The sequence below is a fragment of the Pseudomonas sp. CCOS 191 genome (assembly GCF_001007005.1).
In the GTDB taxonomy this organism is placed as follows: domain Bacteria; phylum Pseudomonadota; class Gammaproteobacteria; order Pseudomonadales; family Pseudomonadaceae; genus Aquipseudomonas; species Aquipseudomonas soli.
Map to the genome: position 1 here is coordinate 3,402,374 of NZ_LN847264.1, position 18,905 is coordinate 3,421,278.

16 protein-coding genes are annotated in these 18,905 nt (G+C 68.0%); 8 read left to right on the forward strand and 8 right to left on the reverse strand.

The genetic code is table 11. The features are described 5' to 3' along the window. Positions 1–18 precede the first annotated feature (18 nt). The 5 genes from glcD (at position 19) to pdxR (ending at position 5,904) form a co-directional block, all read left to right on the forward strand. Positions 19–1,518 carry a glycolate oxidase subunit GlcD gene (gene glcD / locus CCOS191_RS15070; RefSeq protein WP_046855911.1) on the forward strand — a complete coding sequence of 500 codons (1,500 nt, stop codon included), beginning with the start codon at positions 19–21 and terminating at the stop codon, positions 1,516–1,518. After that, positions 1,518–2,564: a glycolate oxidase subunit GlcE gene (glcE, locus tag CCOS191_RS15075; protein ID WP_046855912.1), complete on the forward strand. Its 1,047-nt coding sequence runs from the start codon at positions 1,518–1,520 to the stop codon at positions 2,562–2,564. Before glcD ends, glcE begins: the two co-directional genes overlap by 1 nt. 9 nt (positions 2,565–2,573) lie before the next feature. Continuing rightward, positions 2,574–3,812 carry a glycolate oxidase subunit GlcF gene (glcF, locus tag CCOS191_RS15080; RefSeq protein ID WP_046855913.1) on the forward strand — a complete coding sequence of 413 codons (1,239 nt, stop codon included), beginning with the start codon at positions 2,574–2,576 and terminating at the stop codon, positions 3,810–3,812. A 213-nt stretch (positions 3,813–4,025) separates the two neighbouring features. Continuing rightward, positions 4,026–4,364 carry a hypothetical protein gene (locus CCOS191_RS15085; protein ID WP_046855914.1) on the forward strand — a complete coding sequence of 113 codons (339 nt, stop codon included), beginning with the start codon at positions 4,026–4,028 and terminating at the stop codon, positions 4,362–4,364. Positions 4,365–4,470: 106 nt separating this feature from the next. Further along, positions 4,471–5,904 carry a MocR-like pyridoxine biosynthesis transcription factor PdxR gene (gene pdxR / locus CCOS191_RS15090; protein WP_046855915.1) on the forward strand — a complete coding sequence of 478 codons (1,434 nt, stop codon included), beginning with the start codon at positions 4,471–4,473 and terminating at the stop codon, positions 5,902–5,904. Here pdxR and CCOS191_RS15095 read toward each other — a convergent pair. Continuing rightward, positions 5,897–7,090, reverse strand: coding sequence for a cyanate transporter (locus CCOS191_RS15095; protein WP_046855916.1), 1,194 nt, complete (start codon positions 7,088–7,090; stop codon positions 5,897–5,899). The genes pdxR and CCOS191_RS15095 overlap by 8 nt on opposite strands. Beyond that, the gene (locus CCOS191_RS15100; protein ID WP_046855917.1) at positions 7,087–7,545 is read right to left on the reverse strand and encodes a nucleoside deaminase; all 459 of its coding nucleotides are present in this window, start codon (positions 7,543–7,545) and stop codon (positions 7,087–7,089) included. Before CCOS191_RS15100 ends, CCOS191_RS15095 begins: the two co-directional genes overlap by 4 nt. A 198-nt stretch (positions 7,546–7,743) precedes the next feature. On the opposite strand from CCOS191_RS15100, the gene CCOS191_RS15105 reads away from it, so the two are divergent. Next, positions 7,744–8,181, forward strand: coding sequence for a carboxymuconolactone decarboxylase family protein (locus CCOS191_RS15105; protein ID WP_038705936.1), 438 nt, complete (start codon positions 7,744–7,746; stop codon positions 8,179–8,181). A 50-nt stretch (positions 8,182–8,231) separates the two neighbouring features. Here CCOS191_RS15105 and argE read toward each other — a convergent pair whose 3' ends face one another. Both argE and CCOS191_RS15115 read right to left on the reverse strand, forming a co-directional pair. After that, on the reverse strand, positions 8,232–9,392 hold the full coding sequence (argE, locus tag CCOS191_RS15110; protein ID WP_046855918.1) for an acetylornithine deacetylase: 1,161 nt from the start codon (positions 9,390–9,392) through the stop codon (positions 8,232–8,234). Then, positions 9,385–10,062 carry a DUF1028 domain-containing protein gene (locus CCOS191_RS15115; protein WP_046855919.1) on the reverse strand — a complete coding sequence of 226 codons (678 nt, stop codon included), beginning with the start codon at positions 10,060–10,062 and terminating at the stop codon, positions 9,385–9,387. Before CCOS191_RS15115 ends, argE begins: the two co-directional genes overlap by 8 nt. A 256-nt stretch (positions 10,063–10,318) precedes the next feature. On the opposite strand from CCOS191_RS15115, the gene CCOS191_RS15120 reads away from it, so the two are divergent. After that, a complete protein-coding gene (locus tag CCOS191_RS15120) occupies positions 10,319–11,635 on the forward strand; it encodes a flavin-containing monooxygenase (protein ID WP_046855920.1) in 1,317 nt (438 codons plus the stop codon). Continuing rightward, entirely contained in the window at positions 11,635–12,051 is a 417-nt protein-coding gene (locus CCOS191_RS15125) for a RidA family protein (RefSeq protein ID WP_023632135.1), read from the forward strand. Before CCOS191_RS15120 ends, CCOS191_RS15125 begins: the two co-directional genes overlap by 1 nt. Positions 12,052–12,146: 95 nt before the next feature. On the opposite strand, the gene CCOS191_RS15130 is transcribed toward CCOS191_RS15125, so the two are convergent. The 4 genes from CCOS191_RS15130 to CCOS191_RS15145 all read right to left on the reverse strand — a co-directional run bounded on the left by CCOS191_RS15130 (position 12,147) and on the right by CCOS191_RS15145 (position 18,839). Beyond that, the gene (locus CCOS191_RS15130; RefSeq protein WP_046855921.1) at positions 12,147–13,034 is read right to left on the reverse strand and encodes a pirin family protein; all 888 of its coding nucleotides are present in this window, start codon (positions 13,032–13,034) and stop codon (positions 12,147–12,149) included. Positions 13,035–13,217: 183 nt separating this feature from the next. After that, positions 13,218–14,855, reverse strand: coding sequence for a phosphoglucomutase (alpha-D-glucose-1,6-bisphosphate-dependent) (pgm, locus tag CCOS191_RS15135; RefSeq protein WP_046855922.1), 1,638 nt, complete (start codon positions 14,853–14,855; stop codon positions 13,218–13,220). A gap of 79 nt (positions 14,856–14,934) precedes the next feature. Further along, the gene (locus CCOS191_RS15140) at positions 14,935–17,190 is read right to left on the reverse strand and encodes an ATP-dependent DNA helicase (RefSeq protein WP_046855923.1); all 2,256 of its coding nucleotides are present in this window, start codon (positions 17,188–17,190) and stop codon (positions 14,935–14,937) included. Then, positions 17,187–18,839: a VRR-NUC domain-containing protein gene (locus CCOS191_RS15145; protein WP_046855924.1), complete on the reverse strand. Its 1,653-nt coding sequence runs from the start codon at positions 18,837–18,839 to the stop codon at positions 17,187–17,189. Before CCOS191_RS15145 ends, CCOS191_RS15140 begins: the two co-directional genes overlap by 4 nt. Between the last annotated feature and the right edge of the window lie 66 nt (positions 18,840–18,905).

Below are 18,905 nucleotides of genomic sequence, written 5' to 3' on the forward strand. Positions count from 1 at the left end.
CACTGCGCAGGAGCGCCCATGAACATCCTCTACGACGAACGTGTCGACGGCCCGCTGCCGCTCGTGGACAAGCCGGCGCTGCTGGCCGCCCTGCACGAGGCCCTGCCCGACCTGGACATCCTGCACCGCAGCGAAGACCTCAAGCCCTATGAATGCGACGGTCTCTCGGCCTACCGCACCCTGCCCCTGCTGGTGGCACTGCCCGAGCGGCTGGAGCAGGTGCAGGCGCTGCTACGGCTCTGCCATCAGCGCGGCGTGCCGGTGGTAGCACGGGGCGCCGGCACCGGCCTGTCGGGCGGCGCGTTGCCGCTGAACCAGGGCATCCTGCTGGTGATGGCGCGCTTCAACCGCATCCTCGAAGTCAACCCGCAGGGCCGCTTCGCCAGGGTCCAGCCTGGCGTGCGCAACCTGGCGATTTCCCAGGCGGCGGCGCCCCATGGTTTGTACTACGCGCCAGACCCTTCCTCGCAGATCGCCTGTTCGATCGGCGGCAATGTCGCCGAGAACGCTGGCGGCGTGCACTGCCTGAAGTACGGGCTGACCGTGCACAACCTGCTCAAGGTGGAGATCCTCACCGTCGAGGGCGAGCGCCTGACCCTCGGCAGCGACGCCCTGGACAGCCCCGGCTTCGACCTGCTGGCGCTGTTCACCGGCTCCGAGGGTATGCTCGGCATCGTCACCGAGGTCACCGTCAAGCTGCTGCCCAGGCCACAGGTAGCGCGGGTGCTGCTGGCCAGCTTCGCCAGCGTCGAGGACGCCGGGCGCGCGGTGGCCGATATCATCGCCGCCGGGATCATCCCGGCAGGCCTTGAGATGATGGACAACCTGGCGATCCGCGCCGCCGAGGCCTTCATCCACGCCGGCTACCCGGTGGACGCGGCGGCGATCCTGCTGTGCGAACTGGACGGCGTCGAGGCCGATGTGCACGACGACTGCGCCCGTGTCGATGCCGTGTTGCGCCAGGCCGGTGCCCGCGAGGTGCGCCTGGCCTGCGACGAAGCCGAGCGCGTGCGCTTCTGGGCCGGGCGCAAGAACGCATTCCCGGCGGTGGGGCGCATTTCGCCGGACTACTACTGCATGGACGGCACCATCCCGCGGCGCGAGCTGCCGCGCGTGCTCGCTGGCATCAGCCAACTGTCCGAGACATACGGCCTGCGGGTCGCCAACGTGTTCCATGCCGGCGACGGCAACATGCACCCGCTGATCCTGTTCGACGCCAACCTGCCCGGCGAGCTGGAACGCGCCGAAGCCCTCGGTGGCCGGATCCTCGAGCTGTGCGTGGCGGTGGGCGGCAGCATCACCGGCGAGCACGGCGTGGGCCGGGAGAAGATCAACCAGATGTGCGCCCAATTCAACAGCGACGAGATCACCCTGTTCCACGCGGTCAAGGCCGCCTTCGACCCACGAGGCTTGCTCAACCCCGGCAAGAACATCCCCACCCTGCAGCGCTGCGCCGAGTTCGGCGCGCTGCATGTACACCATGGGCAGTTGCCCTTCCCTGACCTGGAGCGTTTCTGATGGGCACGGATCTCAGCCAGCAGCTGCTGGAGCAGGTCAGCCAGGCGTTGCGCCAAAGCACCGCGCTGCGCATCCAGGGCGGCAACAGCAAGGCCATGCTCGGCCGTGCGGTGGCCGGCGAGCTGGTCGACACCCGTGGGCACCGCGGTATCGTCAGCTACGACCCCACCGAACTGGTGCTCACCGCCCGCGCCGGCACACCGCTGCGCGAGATCGAGGCGACGCTGCGCGAGGCCGGGCAGATGCTGCCTTGCGAGCCGCCGCACCTGGGGCCCGAGGCGACGCTGGGCGGCATGGTCGCCGCCGGGCTTTCGGGGCCGCGCCGGCCCTGGGCAGGCGCGGTGCGCGACTATGTACTGGGCACCCGCCTGATCACCGGCCACGGCAAGCACCTGCGCTTTGGCGGCGAGGTGATGAAGAATGTCGCCGGCTTCGACGTATCGCGGCTGATGGCGGGCAGCTTCGGTTGCCTGGGGCTGCTCACCGAGGTTTCGTTGAAGGTGCTGCCCAGGCCGCGCCAGTGCCTGGGCCTGCGCCTGGAAATGGATGCCCGCCAGGCACTGGCCAGGTTGGCCGAATGGGGCCAGCAGCCATTGCCGATCAGCGCCGCCAGCCACGACGGCGAGGCGCTGCACCTGCGCCTGGAGGGCGGCGAAGGCTCGGTGCGCTCGGCCCGCGAGCGCCTGGGCGGCGAGGTATTCGACCCGCGCTACTGGAGCGACCTGCGCGAGCAACGCCTGGCGTTCTTCAGCGCGCCGGCCACGCTGTGGCGGCTGTCCCTGCCCATCACCTGCGGCGTGCTCGACCTGCCCGGACAGCAACTGATCGACTGGGGCGGCGCCCAGCGCTGGCTCAAGTCCGAGGCGCCGGCGGCCACCCTGCGCGCCTTGGTCGCCGAGGCCGGCGGCCATGCCACCGCCTACGCCCCCGGCGACGACAGCAGTGCGCCGCTGGACCCGATGACGCTGCGCTACCACCAGGCGCTGAAGCGTCAACTCGACCCCCAGGGCATCTTCAACCCTGGCCGCCTGTACACACACTTGTGAGGCCGCGGCATGCAAACCCGACTGAGTGATTCCGCCCGCCACCTGACCCGCGCCGATGAGGCCGAGCGCATCCTGCGGTCTTGCGTGCACTGCGGCTTCTGCACCGCCACCTGCCCAACTTACCAGCTGCTCGGCGACGAGCTGGACGGCCCACGTGGGCGCATCTACCTGATCAAGCAGGTGCTCGAAGGCGAACCGGTCAGCGCCAGCACCCAGATGCACCTGGACCGTTGCCTGAGCTGTCGCAATTGCGAGACCAGTTGCCCCTCCGGCGTGCAGTACCACAACCTGCTCGACATCGGCCGCGCCGTGGTCGACCGCCAAGTGCCGCGGCCGTTGGCCCAGCGCCTGCTGCGCAGTGGCTTGCGTGCGGTAGTGCCGAGGCCGGCGCTGTTCAAGGCCTTGCTGCACAGCGGCCTTGCCCTGCGCCCCCTACTCCCGGCCAACCTCAAGGCCAAGCTGCCGCCGCGGATCGCCGCCGCCGGCCAGCGCCCGTCAGCACGGCACGCTCGTCGCGTGTTGCTGCTTGAAGGTTGCGTACAGCAGGCGCTCTCCCCCAATACCAACGCCGCCACCGCACGCCTGCTCGACCGCCTCGGCATCAGTGTCGAACCGATAGCCGAGGCCAGTTGCTGCGGCGCCGTGGACTATCACCTGGATGCCCAGGCGCGCGGCCTGGAGCGTGCCCGACGCAACATCGACGCCTGGTGGCCGGCCATCGAAGCCGGCGCCGAAGCCATCGTGCAGACCGCCAGCGGCTGCGGCGCATTCGTGCGCGACTATGGCCACCTGCTCGAAGGCGACCCGCGTTACGCCGCCAAGGCCGCCAGGGTCAGCGCGCTGTCCCGGGACCTGGTGCAGGTGCTGCAGGCCGAGCCGCTCGAACACCTGGGGCTGTGCGCCGAGCAGCGCCTGGCCTTCCACTGCCCGTGTACCCTGCAGCACGCCCTCAAGCTCGGCGGCGCGGTGGAAGGCCTGCTGACGCGCCTGGGCTTTCATCTCACCCCGGTGCCCGATGGCCACCTGTGCTGCGGCTCGGCCGGCACCTACTCGCTGACCCAGCCGACGCTGGCGCGGCAACTGCGCGATGAGCGTATCCATGCCCTGGAGAGCGGCAGCCCACAGGTCATCGCCACGGCCAACATCGGTTGCCAGGTGCACCTTGCAAACGCCGGGCGAACACCAGTGCGGCACTGGGTCGAGATCGTCGAGGCGGCGCTCGATGCCAAGCGCACTGCAACGCTGTAGCCCGTCTGACTGGGCATGAACGGCATCGGCAACAGGTGCTGGAGCTGACGCGGATCAAAGCGATGTTCAACCTCCTGCCTGTATTTTCGGAACCCTCCTACCGAAAGCAAGGACGCTTCTTGATTGTTGCCACATCCGCAGCGAAACATCATCCGACCTGGAGACGTTACGGCCGCCCCGGCGCGGCCAACCCCATCCAGACGAGGCCATGCCATGCCCACACACGACCGCCCTACCCGCGAACTGCGCCATACCCTGCGCCAGTTGCTGGCCCATGAAGTCAGCAACCCCGATGACAACCCGCACCTGTCCGGTGTGCGTTTCTTCTGCGCCACCGACGAGCACACCCGCCAACTGATCGAGCGCGTCGAGCTGCTCGCCAGCGAGGCCTTCTTCGACGCCAAGGGCCGCGCCATCCCCGCCCGCATGCGCGAGGCTACGGTGGATGGCGTATGCATCAAGCAGAAACGCAAGGCCTGCGACGACGAAACGGTGATCCGCATCGCGCTGCCCGCAAAAGGCTACATCACCATCAGTACCGCCCGCCTGTGAACACCTGCTGCCTGCAGGCGCGGGCCTGGCTCACGCCTGCGGCCCTTGCGGCTTTGCCGATAAACCCCGAAGCTTCTACATCCCTGCGCTTCGGACCCTTCCCACGATGGAACTGCACATCCGCCTCGATGGCCGCAAAGGCCTTGCCGAGCAGCTCTACCGGCAACTGCGCGCCGGCATCGACAGCGGCCACCTCGCCGCCGGCACGCAGCTGCCGCCCACCCGCCTGCTGGCCGAACAGCTGGGGGTCTCGCGCAAGACCGTGGCCGAAGCCTATTCACGCCTGACCTACGACAACCTGCTCAGCGGCGTGGTTGGCCGCGGCACCTTCATCACCCCACGCCACACCTTGCGCCAGGGCGACAGCGAGCACATCCCGCTGGCCGCCGCCGACACCCTCGAAGGCTGGCGCCAGCGCGCCACGGTACTGGCCCAGCGGGCGCTGGACGCGCCTTCGCGCTATGACTTCATCGGCGGCGCCTCGAGCAAGTCGCAGTTTCCCTACGATCAATGGCGCAGTTGCATGAACTACGCCCTGCGCCGCAGCCAGCGGCACCCCGACCGGCAGTTTTCCGCCCAGGGCCTGCCCGAACTGCGCGAGGCCATCACCCATCACATCGCCTTCACCCGCGGCATCCAGTGCGCGCCCAGCGATGTGCTGGTATGCAACGGCGCCCAGCAGGCCCTGGATCTGATCGCCCGGGTGCTGGTCGAGCCCGGCTGCAAGGTGGCCATGGAAGACCCCGGCTACCCACCGGCCCGGCAGTTGTTCCAGGCGTTGGGTGCGCGCCTGCAGTCAGTGCCGGTGGACGACCAGGGATTGTGCGTGGAGCAGATCGAGGATGGCACCCGGCTGATCTACGTGACCCCCTCGCACCAGTTCCCGCTGGGCATGCCCATGGCCGCGCCACGGCGCGAGGCGCTGCTGGCGCGGGCCGCCGAACTTGGCGCGCTGATCATCGAGGATGACTACGACTGCGAGTTCCGCTACCAGGGGCCGGCCGCCGAGGCCCTGCAACGCATGGACCGGCATGGCCTGGTGGCGTATGTCGGGACGTTCTCCAAGACCCTGCTGTCCGAACTGCGCCTGGGCTATGCGGTGCTGCCGCCCGCCGTGCTGCAGGCCGCCTGCGTGGCCAAGCACCTGAGCGACTGGCACAGCCCGACCCTGCAGCAATGGGCGCTGGCGCGGTTCCTCGCCGAAGGCCACCTGAACAAGCACATCCGCCGTTGCCACGAGGTCTACAGCGCACGCCGCGAGCGGATCCTGGCGCGGCTGGGCGGCGACCTGGCGCCGTGGTTCGACGCGATACCGACCAGCGCCGGCTTCCACCTGAGCGCACTGGCCAAGCCGGGGGTGGATGTCGAGTTGCTGATCAGCCTGGCGCGCAAGGTGGAGGTGGGTCTCTATTCCCTGGCGCCGTTCTTCAGCGAAGCCCCGGTCCGGCCGGGGCTGCTGCTGGGCTTCGGCGCCATCGAGCTGCTGGATATCGACCCAGCGCTGGACCGCGTCGCCGACACCCTGCAGCGCCTCAGTTGACCAGCGCTTCAGTAGACTGCTGGCCACGCGCAATCGCCCTGGCGTAGCCCTTCGGCGCGAAGCACGCGGTCACCAGCAACATCGCCAGCACGGTGCAGGCCAGCAGGGTCCAGGAGGCCTGGAAGTCGCCGCCGACATCGCGCAGCCAGCCAGTGATGTACGGCACGATGCCGGTGACGATGAAGCCCACGCCCTGGACGAATGCCGCCAGGCTGCCGGCTTCGCCGGGGCTGCGCAGGTGCTCCAGGGTCAGCGTCAGGCTGAGGCTGAAACAGGCCCCCAGGCCCAGGCCGATCATCGCCACCCACAGGCCCATGGCGCTGGCCGGCGCCAGCAGCAGGCCGAGGAAGCCCCCGAGCTGGATCAGCAAGGCCAGCCACAGGCCGGGCCGGCGATCGACCAGGCGCCGCAGCAGCAATGGCAGGCCCAGGGCACCGCAGACCTGGAAGATGGTCATCAGGCCGACCAGCTCGCCGCCCCCCTGCGCCGTGCCGCCGTGTTCCAGGTGATAGGCCGGCAGCCACGCCACCATGCTGGTATAGCCGCCATTGATCAGCCCGAAGTACAAGGCCAGAAGCCAGGCCCTGCGGTTGCCGAACCAGTGCCCGCCACTGCCGGCGGCCAGGCTTGGCGTGTGCTGGCGCGGACGCAGCAGTACCCAGGCGGCCATTGCCAGCAGCGCCGGCAGCGCCCAGAGGCCCAGGCCGAACTGCCAATGGCCGAAGTGTGCGGCAATCCCAGGGCCGAGCACCGCGGCCAAACCACCACCGCTCATCAACGCCGCCGAATACAGGCCCATGCTCGCCGCCAGGCGGCTGGGGAACCAGCGGTTGACCAGCCCCGGCATCATGCCCTGCACCACGGCAACGCCCAAGCCGGCAACCACGGCGCTGGCGATCAACGCCCAGGCGCTGTCCAGCTGCAGGCGCCACAGGCAAGCCAGGGCAATGGCCGCAAGCCCCGCGAGCATGCCGCCATGCTCACTCAGCCAGCGGCGCAGCCAGGGTTGCAACAACGGGATCAGGCCCATGCACAGCACCGGCAACGCGGTCAGCAACGCCGCCTGCTGGTAACCCAGGCCGGTGCCCTGGCGCATGGGTTCGAGCAAAGGGCCGATGCTGGTTAGGATCGGCCGCAGGTTCAGCGCCAGCAGCACCACCAGCAACAGGTTCAGCGCGCCCCTCATCCTTGGCTGGCCTGCTGCCATTCACGGTAAAGGCCGCTCTCCCCCGTGGGTTTCAGCGGGCGCAAGGGCAGGCTCTGCTGCTGCGGCGGACGGGCCATCTGCGCGTACACCGCGGCGGTGGACAGGCCATAGGGCTCGCCTTCGTCGTTGTCGTAGGCGAACCAGGCTCGCTCGATGCCACACAGGTGCATGGCTGCCAGGCACATCGGGCACGGGTGGCCGCTGGCATAGATTTCGGCGCCCTCCAGGCGTGGCCGGCCAAGGACCTGGGCGGCCTGGCGGATGGCCTGCATCTCGGCGTGGCTGGTCGGGTCCTGGGTGCTGTGGATCTCGTTGACGGCGCGGGCGATCACTTGCCCCTGGTAGACCAGCACGGCGCCGAACGGGCGGCCGCCGGCCTGGATATTGGCGCGGGCCAGCTCGAGGGCCTCGCGCATGTAGCGATCTGCGGACATGAAACGGTTCTCCGGTATTGACCCGGCCATTATCCCGGCTGCGACGCGCCGACAGAAATGAAGAGATTGGATGCCTGTCAGTGGCCATCCAAATGCGCGATTGGCCTCCTGGCAAAGCGCGGGATTGGCTATTCGGCACGACGCGGCCGGGCGCTAAGGTAGTGCCACTTGCCACCTGTACATCTTTGGAGCCTCACCATGCATGACCGTATCGAATGGGCCAAGCACTCGCCGGAAGCCTACAAGGCCATGATCGGCCTCGAACAGGCGCTGGTCGCCTCGGGCCTGGAACACTCGCTGCTGGAGCTGATCCGCCTGCGCGCCTCGCAGGTCAATGGCTGCGCCTACTGCGTCAACATGCACGCCAACGATGCGCGCAAGGCCGGTGAAACCGAGGCGCGCCTGCAGACCCTGAGCGTCTGGCGCGAGACCCGCTACTTCACCCCACGCGAACGTGCCGCCCTGGCCTGGGTCGAGAGCCTGACCCGCCTCCCGGAGCGCGGCGCGCCGCAAGACGAGTACCAGGCGTTGCTCGAGCACTTCAGCGCCAAGGAAATCGCCAACCTGACCCTGGCCATTGCCACCATCAATGCCTGGAACCGCTTCGGCGTGGGCTTTGCGATGGTGCCGGCGTAACCGTCAACAGGGTCCCCGCCCCGGCTGGGGCGGGCGTGCACCGCGACCCATCATGCCTGCGTCAGGTACTCGACCAACCGCCGCAGCATCGCATCGCAGCCAAGCAATTGCTCGACACTGACGAACTCATCGGGCTTGTGCCCCTGCTCCATGCTCCCCGGCCCGCAAACCACGGTGGGAATCCCCGCCTGGTCGAACAACCCGCCCTCGGTGCCGAACGCCACCGTGCCGAAGTCGTCCGAGCCACTGAGCAACGCCACCAGTTGCGCGGCCTCGCTGGCGGCAGGCGTGGCCAGCCCCGGGTAGGCGCTCAACGGCCGCAAGCGAATCGCGCTGGCCGCATTGACGGCGCGCATGCGTGGCAGCAGCTCTGCCTCGGCGTAGGTCTGCAGCCGGTCCGCTACCACCTGGGCCTCGAAGCCCGGCAAGGCGCGTACTTCGAAATCGAACTCGCATTCCTCGGGGACGATGTTCAGCGCCCTCCCGCCCTTGATCACCCCGGTCTGCACCGTGGAGAACGGTGGGTCGAAACGCCCGTCGTGATGCTCGGGATGCGCCAGCTCATCACCGATCTCGCCCAGTTTGCCGATCAACCGCGCCGCGTACTCGATGGCATTGACGCCATAGGGGGCATAGGCCGAATGGCAGGCGGCACCGTGCACCTCGCAGCGCATGGCCAGCTTGCCCTTGTGCCCGAGCACCGGCTTGAGCTCGGTGGGCTCGCCGATCAGGCACAGGCGCGGTTTGTGCGGGCGCCGCGCCAACGCCGCCAACATCGAACGCACGCCCAGGCAGCCGACTTCCTCGTCGTAGGAGAACGCCAGGTGCACCGGCATCTTCAGGGGTTGGGCGAGAAACGCCGGTACCGCCGCCAGCACCGAGGCGATGAAGCCCTTCATGTCGGCCGTGCCGCGGCCATACAGGCGCCCGTCGCGCTCGCTCAGGCGAAACGGCTCGACGCTCCAGGCCTGGCCGTCGACCGGCACCACATCGGTGTGCCCGGACAGCACCACGCCGCCCCGATCAAGCGGGCCTATCGTGGCGAACAGGTTGGCCTTGGTGCCTTCGTCGTTGTGGAACAGTTCGCTGTGAACGCCAAACCCGGCTAGATAATCGCGAATGAAGGCGATCAGCTCCAGGTTGGAATCTCGGCTCACGGTGGCGAAACCGACCAGCCGCTCCAGCAGCGCGCGGCTGCTGGCCTCACTCATCACCGGGCACTCCGTAGCTGGGCGCGGCGGTCGGGTTCAGGGCGCGGGTCACATAGTCCTGCATCTGCGGACGATAGGCTTGCCACAGGGTGTCCAGTTCAGCGATCGGGTCCTGCTCTGTCCAGTCCACCCGCAGGTCCACCAGCGGCCAGGTCAGCTCGCCAGCGATCTTCAGCGCCGCCGAATGCACCGGCCCCGCCTCGCCCCCGGCCGCCATCGCCGCGTGCATGGCCGCCAGCAGGCGGTCGGCCAGGTGGCCGCCGGCCTGCTCGAATGCCGTGACCATGGCCGCGATCACCGCCTGCGACGACAGCAGGTTGCCGGCCGCCGCGCATTGCTCACCGGCCACCGCATTGTGCGTGCCCAGCGCTTCCTTGCCGGTGAACAGCGCCACCTGCCCGTGGCTGTCGATCACCGTGACCTGGCGGTACTCGCTCCAGCCATTGGCACTCAGCACCCGGTCCAGCGCCGCGGCAGGCGGCAGCTGGCCTTGCTCCAGGGCATCGAGGATCTGAGGGCCGAGGGCCGGCAGGGTGATGTTCTGCGTGGCCACGGCACCGACCCCGGCGCGCACCCACGGGCAACGGGCGCCGACGGCGATGCTCGATGAACTGATGGCGATGCCGACCTGGCCGGTTTCCTGGCAGCGGCCGATGATGGAGAAGGTCATGGTGCAGCTCCTGTGGTGAGTTACCGGCATTCTCGGCGGGCCAAGGCAGCGGCGAAACCAACATTTTCCTCGGCACAGGGCAGGAAAAAACTATGGCGATGCGGCGCGCAGCGGTGCCCATCCACCCTTCGCCAATTTATCGGCAAGCCCCAGCTAAATACTATTTTCGCGATTGCCCCCCCATCCCTAGTCTGGCCCCAGGCAAAGGCGGTCCCCACCGACCTGAACAAGAACGCCGCTGAAGAAGGGCTGGGACATGACACTGAACAACATCGAAATCGACACCCTCGTAGTCGGCGCCGGCCAGGCCGGCGTGGCCATGAGCGAACACCTGAGCAAGCTCGGCGTGCCGCACCTCGTGCTGGAGCGCAAGCGCATCGCCGAGGCCTGGCGCTCGGGCCGCTGGGATTCGCTGGTGGCCAACGGGCCGGCCTGGCACGACCGCTTCCCGGGCCTTGAATTCGACCTCGACGCCGACGCCTTCGCCGGCAAGGACCAGGTCGCCGACTACTTCGAGCAGTACGTGCGCAAGTACAACCTGCCGGTGCGCACCGGTGTCGAGGTCAGGCAGGTGGTACGCAACGCCGACCGCCCGGGCTTCACCATCGAAACCAACCAGGGCGTGATCCGCGCCAACCGCGTGGTGGCCGCCACCGGCCCGTTCCAGCGCCCGGTGATCCCGGCCATCGCGCCAAAGGACGACGGCCTGCACCAGATCCACTCCGCCGCCTACTACAACCCCGAGCAACTGCCTGAAGGCGCGGTGCTGGTGGTGGGCGCCGGCTCCTCCGGCGTGCAGATCGCCGAGGAGCTGATGCGCGCCGGGCGCCAGGTGTACCTGTCGGTGGGCGCCCACGACCGCCCGCCACGCAGCTACCGCAACCGTGACTTCTGCTGGTGGCTCGGCGTGCTCGGCGAATGGGATGCCGAGATCGCCAAGCCCGGCCGCGAGCACGTGACCATCGCCGTGTCCGGTGCCCGTGGCGGCCATACCGTGGACTTCCGCGCCCTCGCCCACCAGGGCATGACCCTGGTCGGCCTGACCCAGTCGTTCGAGGGCGGCGTGGCGCGCTTCCAGGACAACCTGGCCGAGAACATCAACCGTGGCGACGAGAACTACCTGGCCCTGCTGGACGCCGCCGACGCCTATGTCGAACGCAACGGCCTGGACCTGCCGCCAGAGCCCGAAGCGCGCAAGCGCCTGCCCGACCCGGCCTGCGTCAGCAACCCGCTGCGCGAGCTGGACCTGGCCCAGGCCAATGTCACCACCATCATCTGGGCCACCGGCTACGGCGTGGATTTCAGCTGGCTGCAGGTGGACGCCTTCGACGCCAACGGCAGGCCGCAGCACCAGCGTGGCGTGTCGAAGGAACCAGGCGTGTACTTCCTCGGCCTACCCTGGCTGTCACGCCGTGGCTCGTCGTTCATCTGGGGCGTGTGGCACGACGCCAAGCACGTCGCCGGCCACATCGCCACCCAGCGCACCTACCTGGCCTACCGCGACCGCGAACAGCGCACGGCGGATGAGCAGCAACCCTCGATCAGCAACGTCAGCACCTTCGGAGCCCACTGATGCCTACCCACACTCGCATTCGCATGTTCAACACCAAGGCCACCTACCCCAACCAGACCCTGGACAACGACCTGTGCCAGGCGGTGCGCGCCGGCAACACCATCTACGTGCGCGGGCAGGTCGGCACCGATTTCGAAGGCCGCCTGGTCGGCCTGGGCGACCCGCAGGCGCAGGCCGAACAGGCGATGAAGAACGTCAAGCAGTTGCTTGAAGAGGCAGGCTCGGACCTGTCGCATATCGTCAAGACCACCACCTACATCACCGATCCGCGCTTCCGCGAACCGGTGTACAAGGAAGTGGGCAAGTGGCTCAAGGGCGTGTTCCCGATTTCCACCGGGTTGGTGGTGGCAGGATTGGCGCAGGCCGAGTGGCTGATGGAGATCGATGTGATCGCGGTGGTGCCGGATCAGCTGTGATCTTCTGAAAAAGCAATCGCCGGCAAGCCGGCTCCCACAGGGATAGCACAGATCCTGTGGGAGCCGGCTTGCCGGCGATTGGAGTCAACGCTTTGTCATTGTCGGACGCCGCGCTCGGTACCTCCCATCTGCCCAAACCGCCCGGCCTGGAAATCATCGAACGATTCGGCGATCTCGGCCTGGCTGTTCATCACGAACGGGCCATACCCGACGATAGGCTCGTCGATCGGCTCGCCGCTGAGCAGCAGCACGCTGACGTCATCCAGCGCCTCGAGGCGCACACCGTCGCCGTCGCGTTCCAGCAATACCAGGCTGGCCGCACCGGCTTCGCGCTCATCGTTGACCCGCAGCGTGCCGCGCAGCACCACCAGCGCGGCATTGCGCCCGGCAGCCACCGGCAGTTGCAGCGTGGCACCGGCCTTCAGGCGCAGGTCCCAGACGTCCATCTCGGTAAAGGTGCGCGCCGGCCCCTGACGGTCAAGGTAACGCCCGGCGATCACCCGCAGGCTGCCCGCCTCGCCTTCCAGCGTCACCACGGGAATGTCGTTGGCCAACAGCGTCTGGTAGCCGGCGGCGGCGCGCTTGTCCCTGGCCGGCAGGTTGACCCACAGCTGCACCATCTCCAGCGTGCCGCCGCTACGGGCAAAGGCCGGGGAATGGAACTCCTCGTGGATGATGCCGCCCGCAGCGGTCATCCATTGCACGTCGCCCGGGCCGATCAGACCGCCCGCGCCGGTGGAGTCGCGGTGCTCCAGTTCGCCCTGGTAGACGATGGTGACGGTCTCGAAACCGCGGTGCGGGTGCTGGCCGACGCCACGCCGGGCAGTGGTCGGGGCGAAGTCATGCGGACCGGCATAATCCAGCAGCAGGAACGGGCTGATATGCCGCGCCAGATGGTCGTAGGTGAACAGGCTGCGCACCGGGAAGCCGTCGCCCACCCAGTGGGCGTTGGGGCTGCGGTGGATACCCTGGATCTTTTTCATGAGAAGCCTCCTGTTGATGGGTTACACCTTACAGATGAGGCCAATACGGCGGTAGATAGCTGAAATGGCATGGATCGTTCCATCAGTGGAACAACCAAACGCATCGCGGGGCAAACCCGCTGCCACGCCTGAACGAAGCAGGCAGTGGCAGCAGGCTTGCCCCGCGATGCGTATCAGCGTCGATCAGGCGATCGCTGCGTCCACCAGCACTTGGGCTTCGGCCACCAGGCGCTTGAGGTGCGCCTCGTCGATGAAGCTTTCGGCGTAGATCTTGTAGATATCCTCGGTACCGGACGGCCGCGCGGCGAACCAGCCGTTCGCGGTCATCACCTTCAGGCCGCCGATGGCCTGGTTGTTACCCGGCGCATGGCTGAGGATCTGCTGGATCGGCTCGCCGGCAAGCTCGGTGGACTTGACCTGCTCCGGCGCCAGCTTGCTCAGCAGCGCCTTCTGCCGTGCGTCGGCCTTGGCCTCGACGCGGGTGGCGTACGGCTTGCCCAGCTTGGCGGTCAGGTCGGCATAGATCTGGCTCGGGTTGCGCCCGGTGCGGGCGGTCATCTCGGCCGCCAGCAGCGCCGGAATCAGGCCGTCCTTGTCGGTGGCCCAGACCGAGCCGTCCTTGCGCAGGAACGAGGCGCCGGCGCTCTCTTCGCCACCGAAGCCCAGCGAACCGTCGAACAGGCCCTGGGCGAAGAACTTGAAGCCCACCGGCACTTCATACAGCTCGCGGCCCAGGCCCGCGGTGACGCGGTCGATCAGGCCGCTGGAAACCACGGTCTTGCCCACGGCGGCATCACTGCGCCATTGCGGGCGGTTGCGGTACAGGTAGTCGATGGCCACGGCCAGGTAGTTGTTCGGCTGCAGCAGGCCGTCGGCGGTGACGATGCCGTGGCGGTCGTGGTCCGGGTCGCAGGCGAAGGCCACGTCGAACCGCTCGCGCAGGCCGATCAGGCCCTGCATGGCGTAAGGCGAGGACGGGTCCATGCGGATCTGCCCGTCCCAGTCGACGGTCATGAAACGGAAGGTCGGATCGACCTCGGTGTTCACCACTTCCAGGTTCAGCTGGTAGTGCTCGGCGATGGCCGACCAGTAGCGCACGCCGGCCCCACCCAATGGGTCGACGCCCAGGCGCAGGTTGGCGCTGCGGATCACGTCGAAGTCGATGACGTTTTCCAGGTCGGCGACATAGCTGCTCACGTAGTCGTGGCGCTGGGTGGTCGGCGCCGCCAGCGCCTGCTGGTAGTCCATGCGCTTGACGCCAGCCAGGTTCGCCGCCAGCAGCTCGTTGGCCTTGGCCTCGATCCACTTGGTCACGTCGCTGTCGGCCGGGCCGCCGTTGGGCGGGTTGTACTTGAAGCCACCGCTCTGCGGTGGGTTGTGCGACGGGGTGATGACGATGCCGTCGGCCAGGCCCTGCTGGCGGCCACGGTTGTAGCAGAGAATGGCATGGGACACCGCCGGGGTCGGCGTGTACTCGTCGTCCTTGCTCAACATCACCTGTACGCCACTGGCGGCCAGCACTTCCAGGGCGCTGGCGGCGGCCGGGGCGGACAACGCGTGGGTGTCGGCACCGATGAACAACGGGCCGTCGATGCCTTTCTCCTGGCGATACAGGCAGATGGCCTGGGTGATCGCCAGCACGTGGTATTCGTTGAAGCTCAGTTCGAACGAAGTGCCGCGGTGGCCCGAGGTGCCGAAGGCCACGCGCTGGGCCGCCACCGCGGCGTCGGGACGGCCGGTGTAGTAAGCGGTCAACAGGCGGGGGATATCGACCAGCACGCTGGCCGGAGCCGGCTTGCCTGCCAAAGGACTGAGCGTCATGCGGAACCTCGAAATCAACGGATGTTGGTGTTGGAACGCGCAGTGTACTGGGAGTTTCAGCGCCAGGCGATGGCGGCGTTCACGCCAGTTGCCACCAGCCGGGGAACATCTGCCGCACCCGCGGTTCGGCAAAGCGCTCGTCGATCAGTACCAGCACGCCGCGGTCGTGGTCGCCGCGGATCACCCGGCCGGCGGCCTGGATCACCTTGCGCACCCCCGGATAGAGATACGCATAGTCGAAACCGGCGCCGAACTGCCGGCCCAGGCGCTGTTTGAACTGCTCGTTGACCGGATTGACCTGGGGCAGGCCGAGTGTGGCGACGAAGGCGCCGATCAGGCGAGTGCCCGGCAGGTCGACGCCCTCGCCGAAGGCGCCACCGAGCACGGCGAAGCCCACTCCTTGCCCGTGCTCCACGAAACGCGCCAGGAAGGCCTCGCGGCAGGCCTCGTCCATGCCGGGGGACTGACACCAGATGGGTAGCGCCGGGTAGCGTTCGGCCAGCAGCCGCGCCACCTGCTCGAGGTACTCGAAGCTGCTGAAGAAGGCCAGGTAGTTGCCCGGCTGGCCGGCAAACTGGGCGGCAATCAGTTCGACGATCGGCGCCAGTGAGGCCTGGCGCTGCTGGTAGCGGGTGGATACTTCGCTGACGATACGCACCTGCAACTGCTCGGCGCGAAACGGCGCGGCGACCTCCAGCCAGGCAGTGTCGGCCGGCATGCCCAGCAGGTCGCTGTAGAAGTGCCGGGGATTGAGCGTGGCGGAAAACAGCGTGACGCTGCGCGCCGCGCTCATGCGGGGGCCCAGCAGCCGGGCAGGCACCACGTTGCGCAGGCACAACGTGGCCAGGCGCCGCCCACGCGGGCCGTTGCGCGGGCTGATATCGAACAGGAAGTGCTCGTCGAACAACTCGGCGATACGGCTGAACTGCAAGGCCTGGAAGTAGAATTCCAGCACCTTGGGCTCGACCTCGGCGGGCGCCTGGTTCATGCGTTCCTGGATCAGCCCGATGCATTGCTGCAGGGCACGCAGGAAAGCGTCGGGCAACTGTTCGCTGGCCTGGTAGGGCGCGACCTGCGCCTTGTACAACGCATTCCATTGTCGATTCAGCCGGTCGAGGGCGCTGCCCAGCCCGGCCGGCTTGCCCTGGCGCAGCGCCAGCAACTGGCCCTGGTCGAGGCTGGCGCTGTACATCTGCCGCCCGCGCTCGACCAGGTTGTGCGCCTCGTCCACCAACACCGCCGTGCGCCACTGGTTGGCCTGGGCCAGGCCGAACAGCAGCGCATGGGCGTCGAAGTAGTAGTTGTAGTCGGCCACCAGCAGGTCGACCCAGCGCGCCATCTCCTGCCCCAGGTAATAGGGGCAGACCTGATGCGCCAGGGCCACCTCGCGCAGGCTGGCGCGGTCGAGCAGCGGCACCTGCGCGGCCGCTTCACGGGCGGCGGGCAGGCGGTCGTAGAAGCCCCGCGCCAAGGGGCAGGACTCGCCATGGCAGGCGTTTTGCGGAAACTCGCAAGCCTTGTCGCGGGCGATCAGCTCCAGGCTGCGCAGGGCCGGTTGCGGCGACGCCTGTGTAATCTGGCGCAGCGCATCGAGGGCCAGGGCCCGGCCCGGGGTCTTGGCCGTGAGGAAGTAGAGCTTGTCCAAGTGCTGCGGCACCACGGCCTTGAGCAGCGGAAACAGGGTACCGAGGGTCTTGCCGATGCCGGTGCTGGCCTGGGCCATCAGGCAACGGCCGGTGCTCACCGCCTTGTACAGGGTCTCGGCCAGTTGCCGCTGGCCTTGACGGAACGCAGGGTAAGGAAAGCTCAGGGCCTGCAGGCCCCGGTCACGTTCAACCAGGCGTCGCTCCTGCGCCTGCGCCCAGGCCAGGAAGCGCTGGCATTGGGCCTCGAAAAAGCGCCTGAGGTCGTCGGCGCCGTAATGCTCGTTGATCACGGTCTGGCCGTCGCTGTCGACGTCCAGGTACACCAGCGCCACGTCGATCGCCGGCAACTGCCGCGCCTGGCACAGCAGCCAGGCGTAGACCTTGGCCTGGGCCCAGTGCAGTTGGCGATGATTGTCGGGCTGGCGGGCGAGGTCGCCGCGATGGGTCTTGATCTCTTCCAGCCGGTTGCGTACCGGGTCGTAGCCATCGGCACGGCCGCGCACCCTCAGGCCTTGGTATTCGCCCTCCAGCGCCACCTCCGACTCATAGCCGGCGCCGCGCTTGGCCACCACCCGGCGGTGCCCGGCAATGCCTTCCTGGGCACTGGGCGACGGCGTGAAGCGCAGGTCGAGGTCGCCGACCTTGGCGCTGAATTCGCACAGGGCGCGCACGGCCACGGTGTAGCTCATGCCGGCGTGGCCTGCCAGCGCACATGGCAGACCGCCACCGGCAGCCCGTGGGTATGGCAGAACTCGAGCCAGCGCAGCTGGTTGTCCTGCAAACGGTCGCCCGGTCCCTTGACCTCGACCATGCGATAGCCGCCCTGCCCCGGCCAGAACTGGATAAGGTCGGGCATGCCGGCGCGGTTGGCGCGGATGTCCTGCAGCAAACGCAGGAAGCAGGCTTTCAAATGCTCGGGCGGCAAGTGCTCGAGTGCCTGTTCGAGCAGTGGCTCGTCGAGCATCTGCCAGAACACGAACGGCGACTGCAGGCCTTGCTTGGCCGCATGGCAATCGCGAATGGCCTGACGGTAGCTGCCGTCGTCCAGGCGCCGCAGGCAGGTGTCGAACAGTGCGCCGCGACGCTGCTGGAAATCGCTGTCGTGCAGGTCTTGCGGCCCGGCCTGGAATGGGTTGAAGAAAGCACCTGGTACCGGGGCGAAGATCGCCTCCCAGCACAGCAGGCCGAACAGGCTGTTGAACAAGGTGTTCTCGACATAGTGGGCAGCCCCGCCCTGCTGTTCCAGGTGCTGACGCACCGCCTCTTCCACCCCCAGTGCGGCCATCGCGACCGGCAGTTCCAGCTCGATGAGCGTGACCGCGCTCGTGCGCCGACGCGGTTGTGGCGGGCCGCCGAGCTTGCGCGCCAGGCGTGGCAGCATGCGCTCCAGTGCCTGGCGCTCCAACGCGTTGGCAGGCGCCTGGGCCATGGCCTGGGCCAATGCGAGTGCCGGCTGCCACTGCTCGCTGCGCTCATAGACCCGGACCTGACGGATGCGCGCCTCGGGGTGGGCGCAGTCGGCATAGACCTGCAACGCCAGCTCCCAGTCGCCAGCACGCTCGCATTGCTGGCCGATGCTGAACAGCAGCCGCGCCCGACGTCGGACCAACCAGGGGTTGCTGTGGTCCAGGCCCGCGAGTGCCGCGAGCAGTTCGGCGGGCGCAGCGCCCTGCTCCAGGCGCTCGGCGCACTGGTGCAGGGCCATGGCCAGGTCAACCTCCGTCCGCTGGCGCAAGGCTCGCGAATCGGCGCTGAACGCCACCTGTTCGTAACGGAACACGCCCAGGTCGGCGAGCACGAAATCGGACCAGCTCTGGTACAGGTTGCCAAAGAACAACAGCCGCAACCGGTCGCATAACGGCTGCCGGCTCCAGTGCAGGAGCAGCGTCGGGAAATCGGGGCACCACTGTGCCAGGGGCCTGGGCGCCAACTCGAGTGCCTGCAGCTGTTCCAGCAATTCGGCCTTGCTCGCCCGAGGCCGAGGAATTTTCCCGGCGAAAAGCCCGGCCAGCTCGTCCTTGCGCAGCAAAGCCCACAATTGCTCGACGGCCAACGGTGCGTCGGCTGCTACCCAGCCCAAAGCCAGCAACGGCCCCAGGGCCGCGTCGGTATCGCCGATCTCCGCGTAGTCGAGCTTGTCCCTGCGAAACCACTCGCCCTTGCGCATGACCATCCGTACCAGCAAGGCCTGCGCGGATGCCGGCAGCTTGCCGAACGCCTCGATGAAAGCGTGCTCGTCGTGGTCCAGCAGGTCGGCGTAGCGTTGCCCGACCCAGCTCAGGACCTGACGGAAGTTATACAGGTAGTACAAGGGATCATCGACGGAATGGGCGATCACGGTGCAGGTCGGCCGCGGGGGAACAAGCACTGGTTATACATACAGATCGCCCTCTGAAGCAAGCGC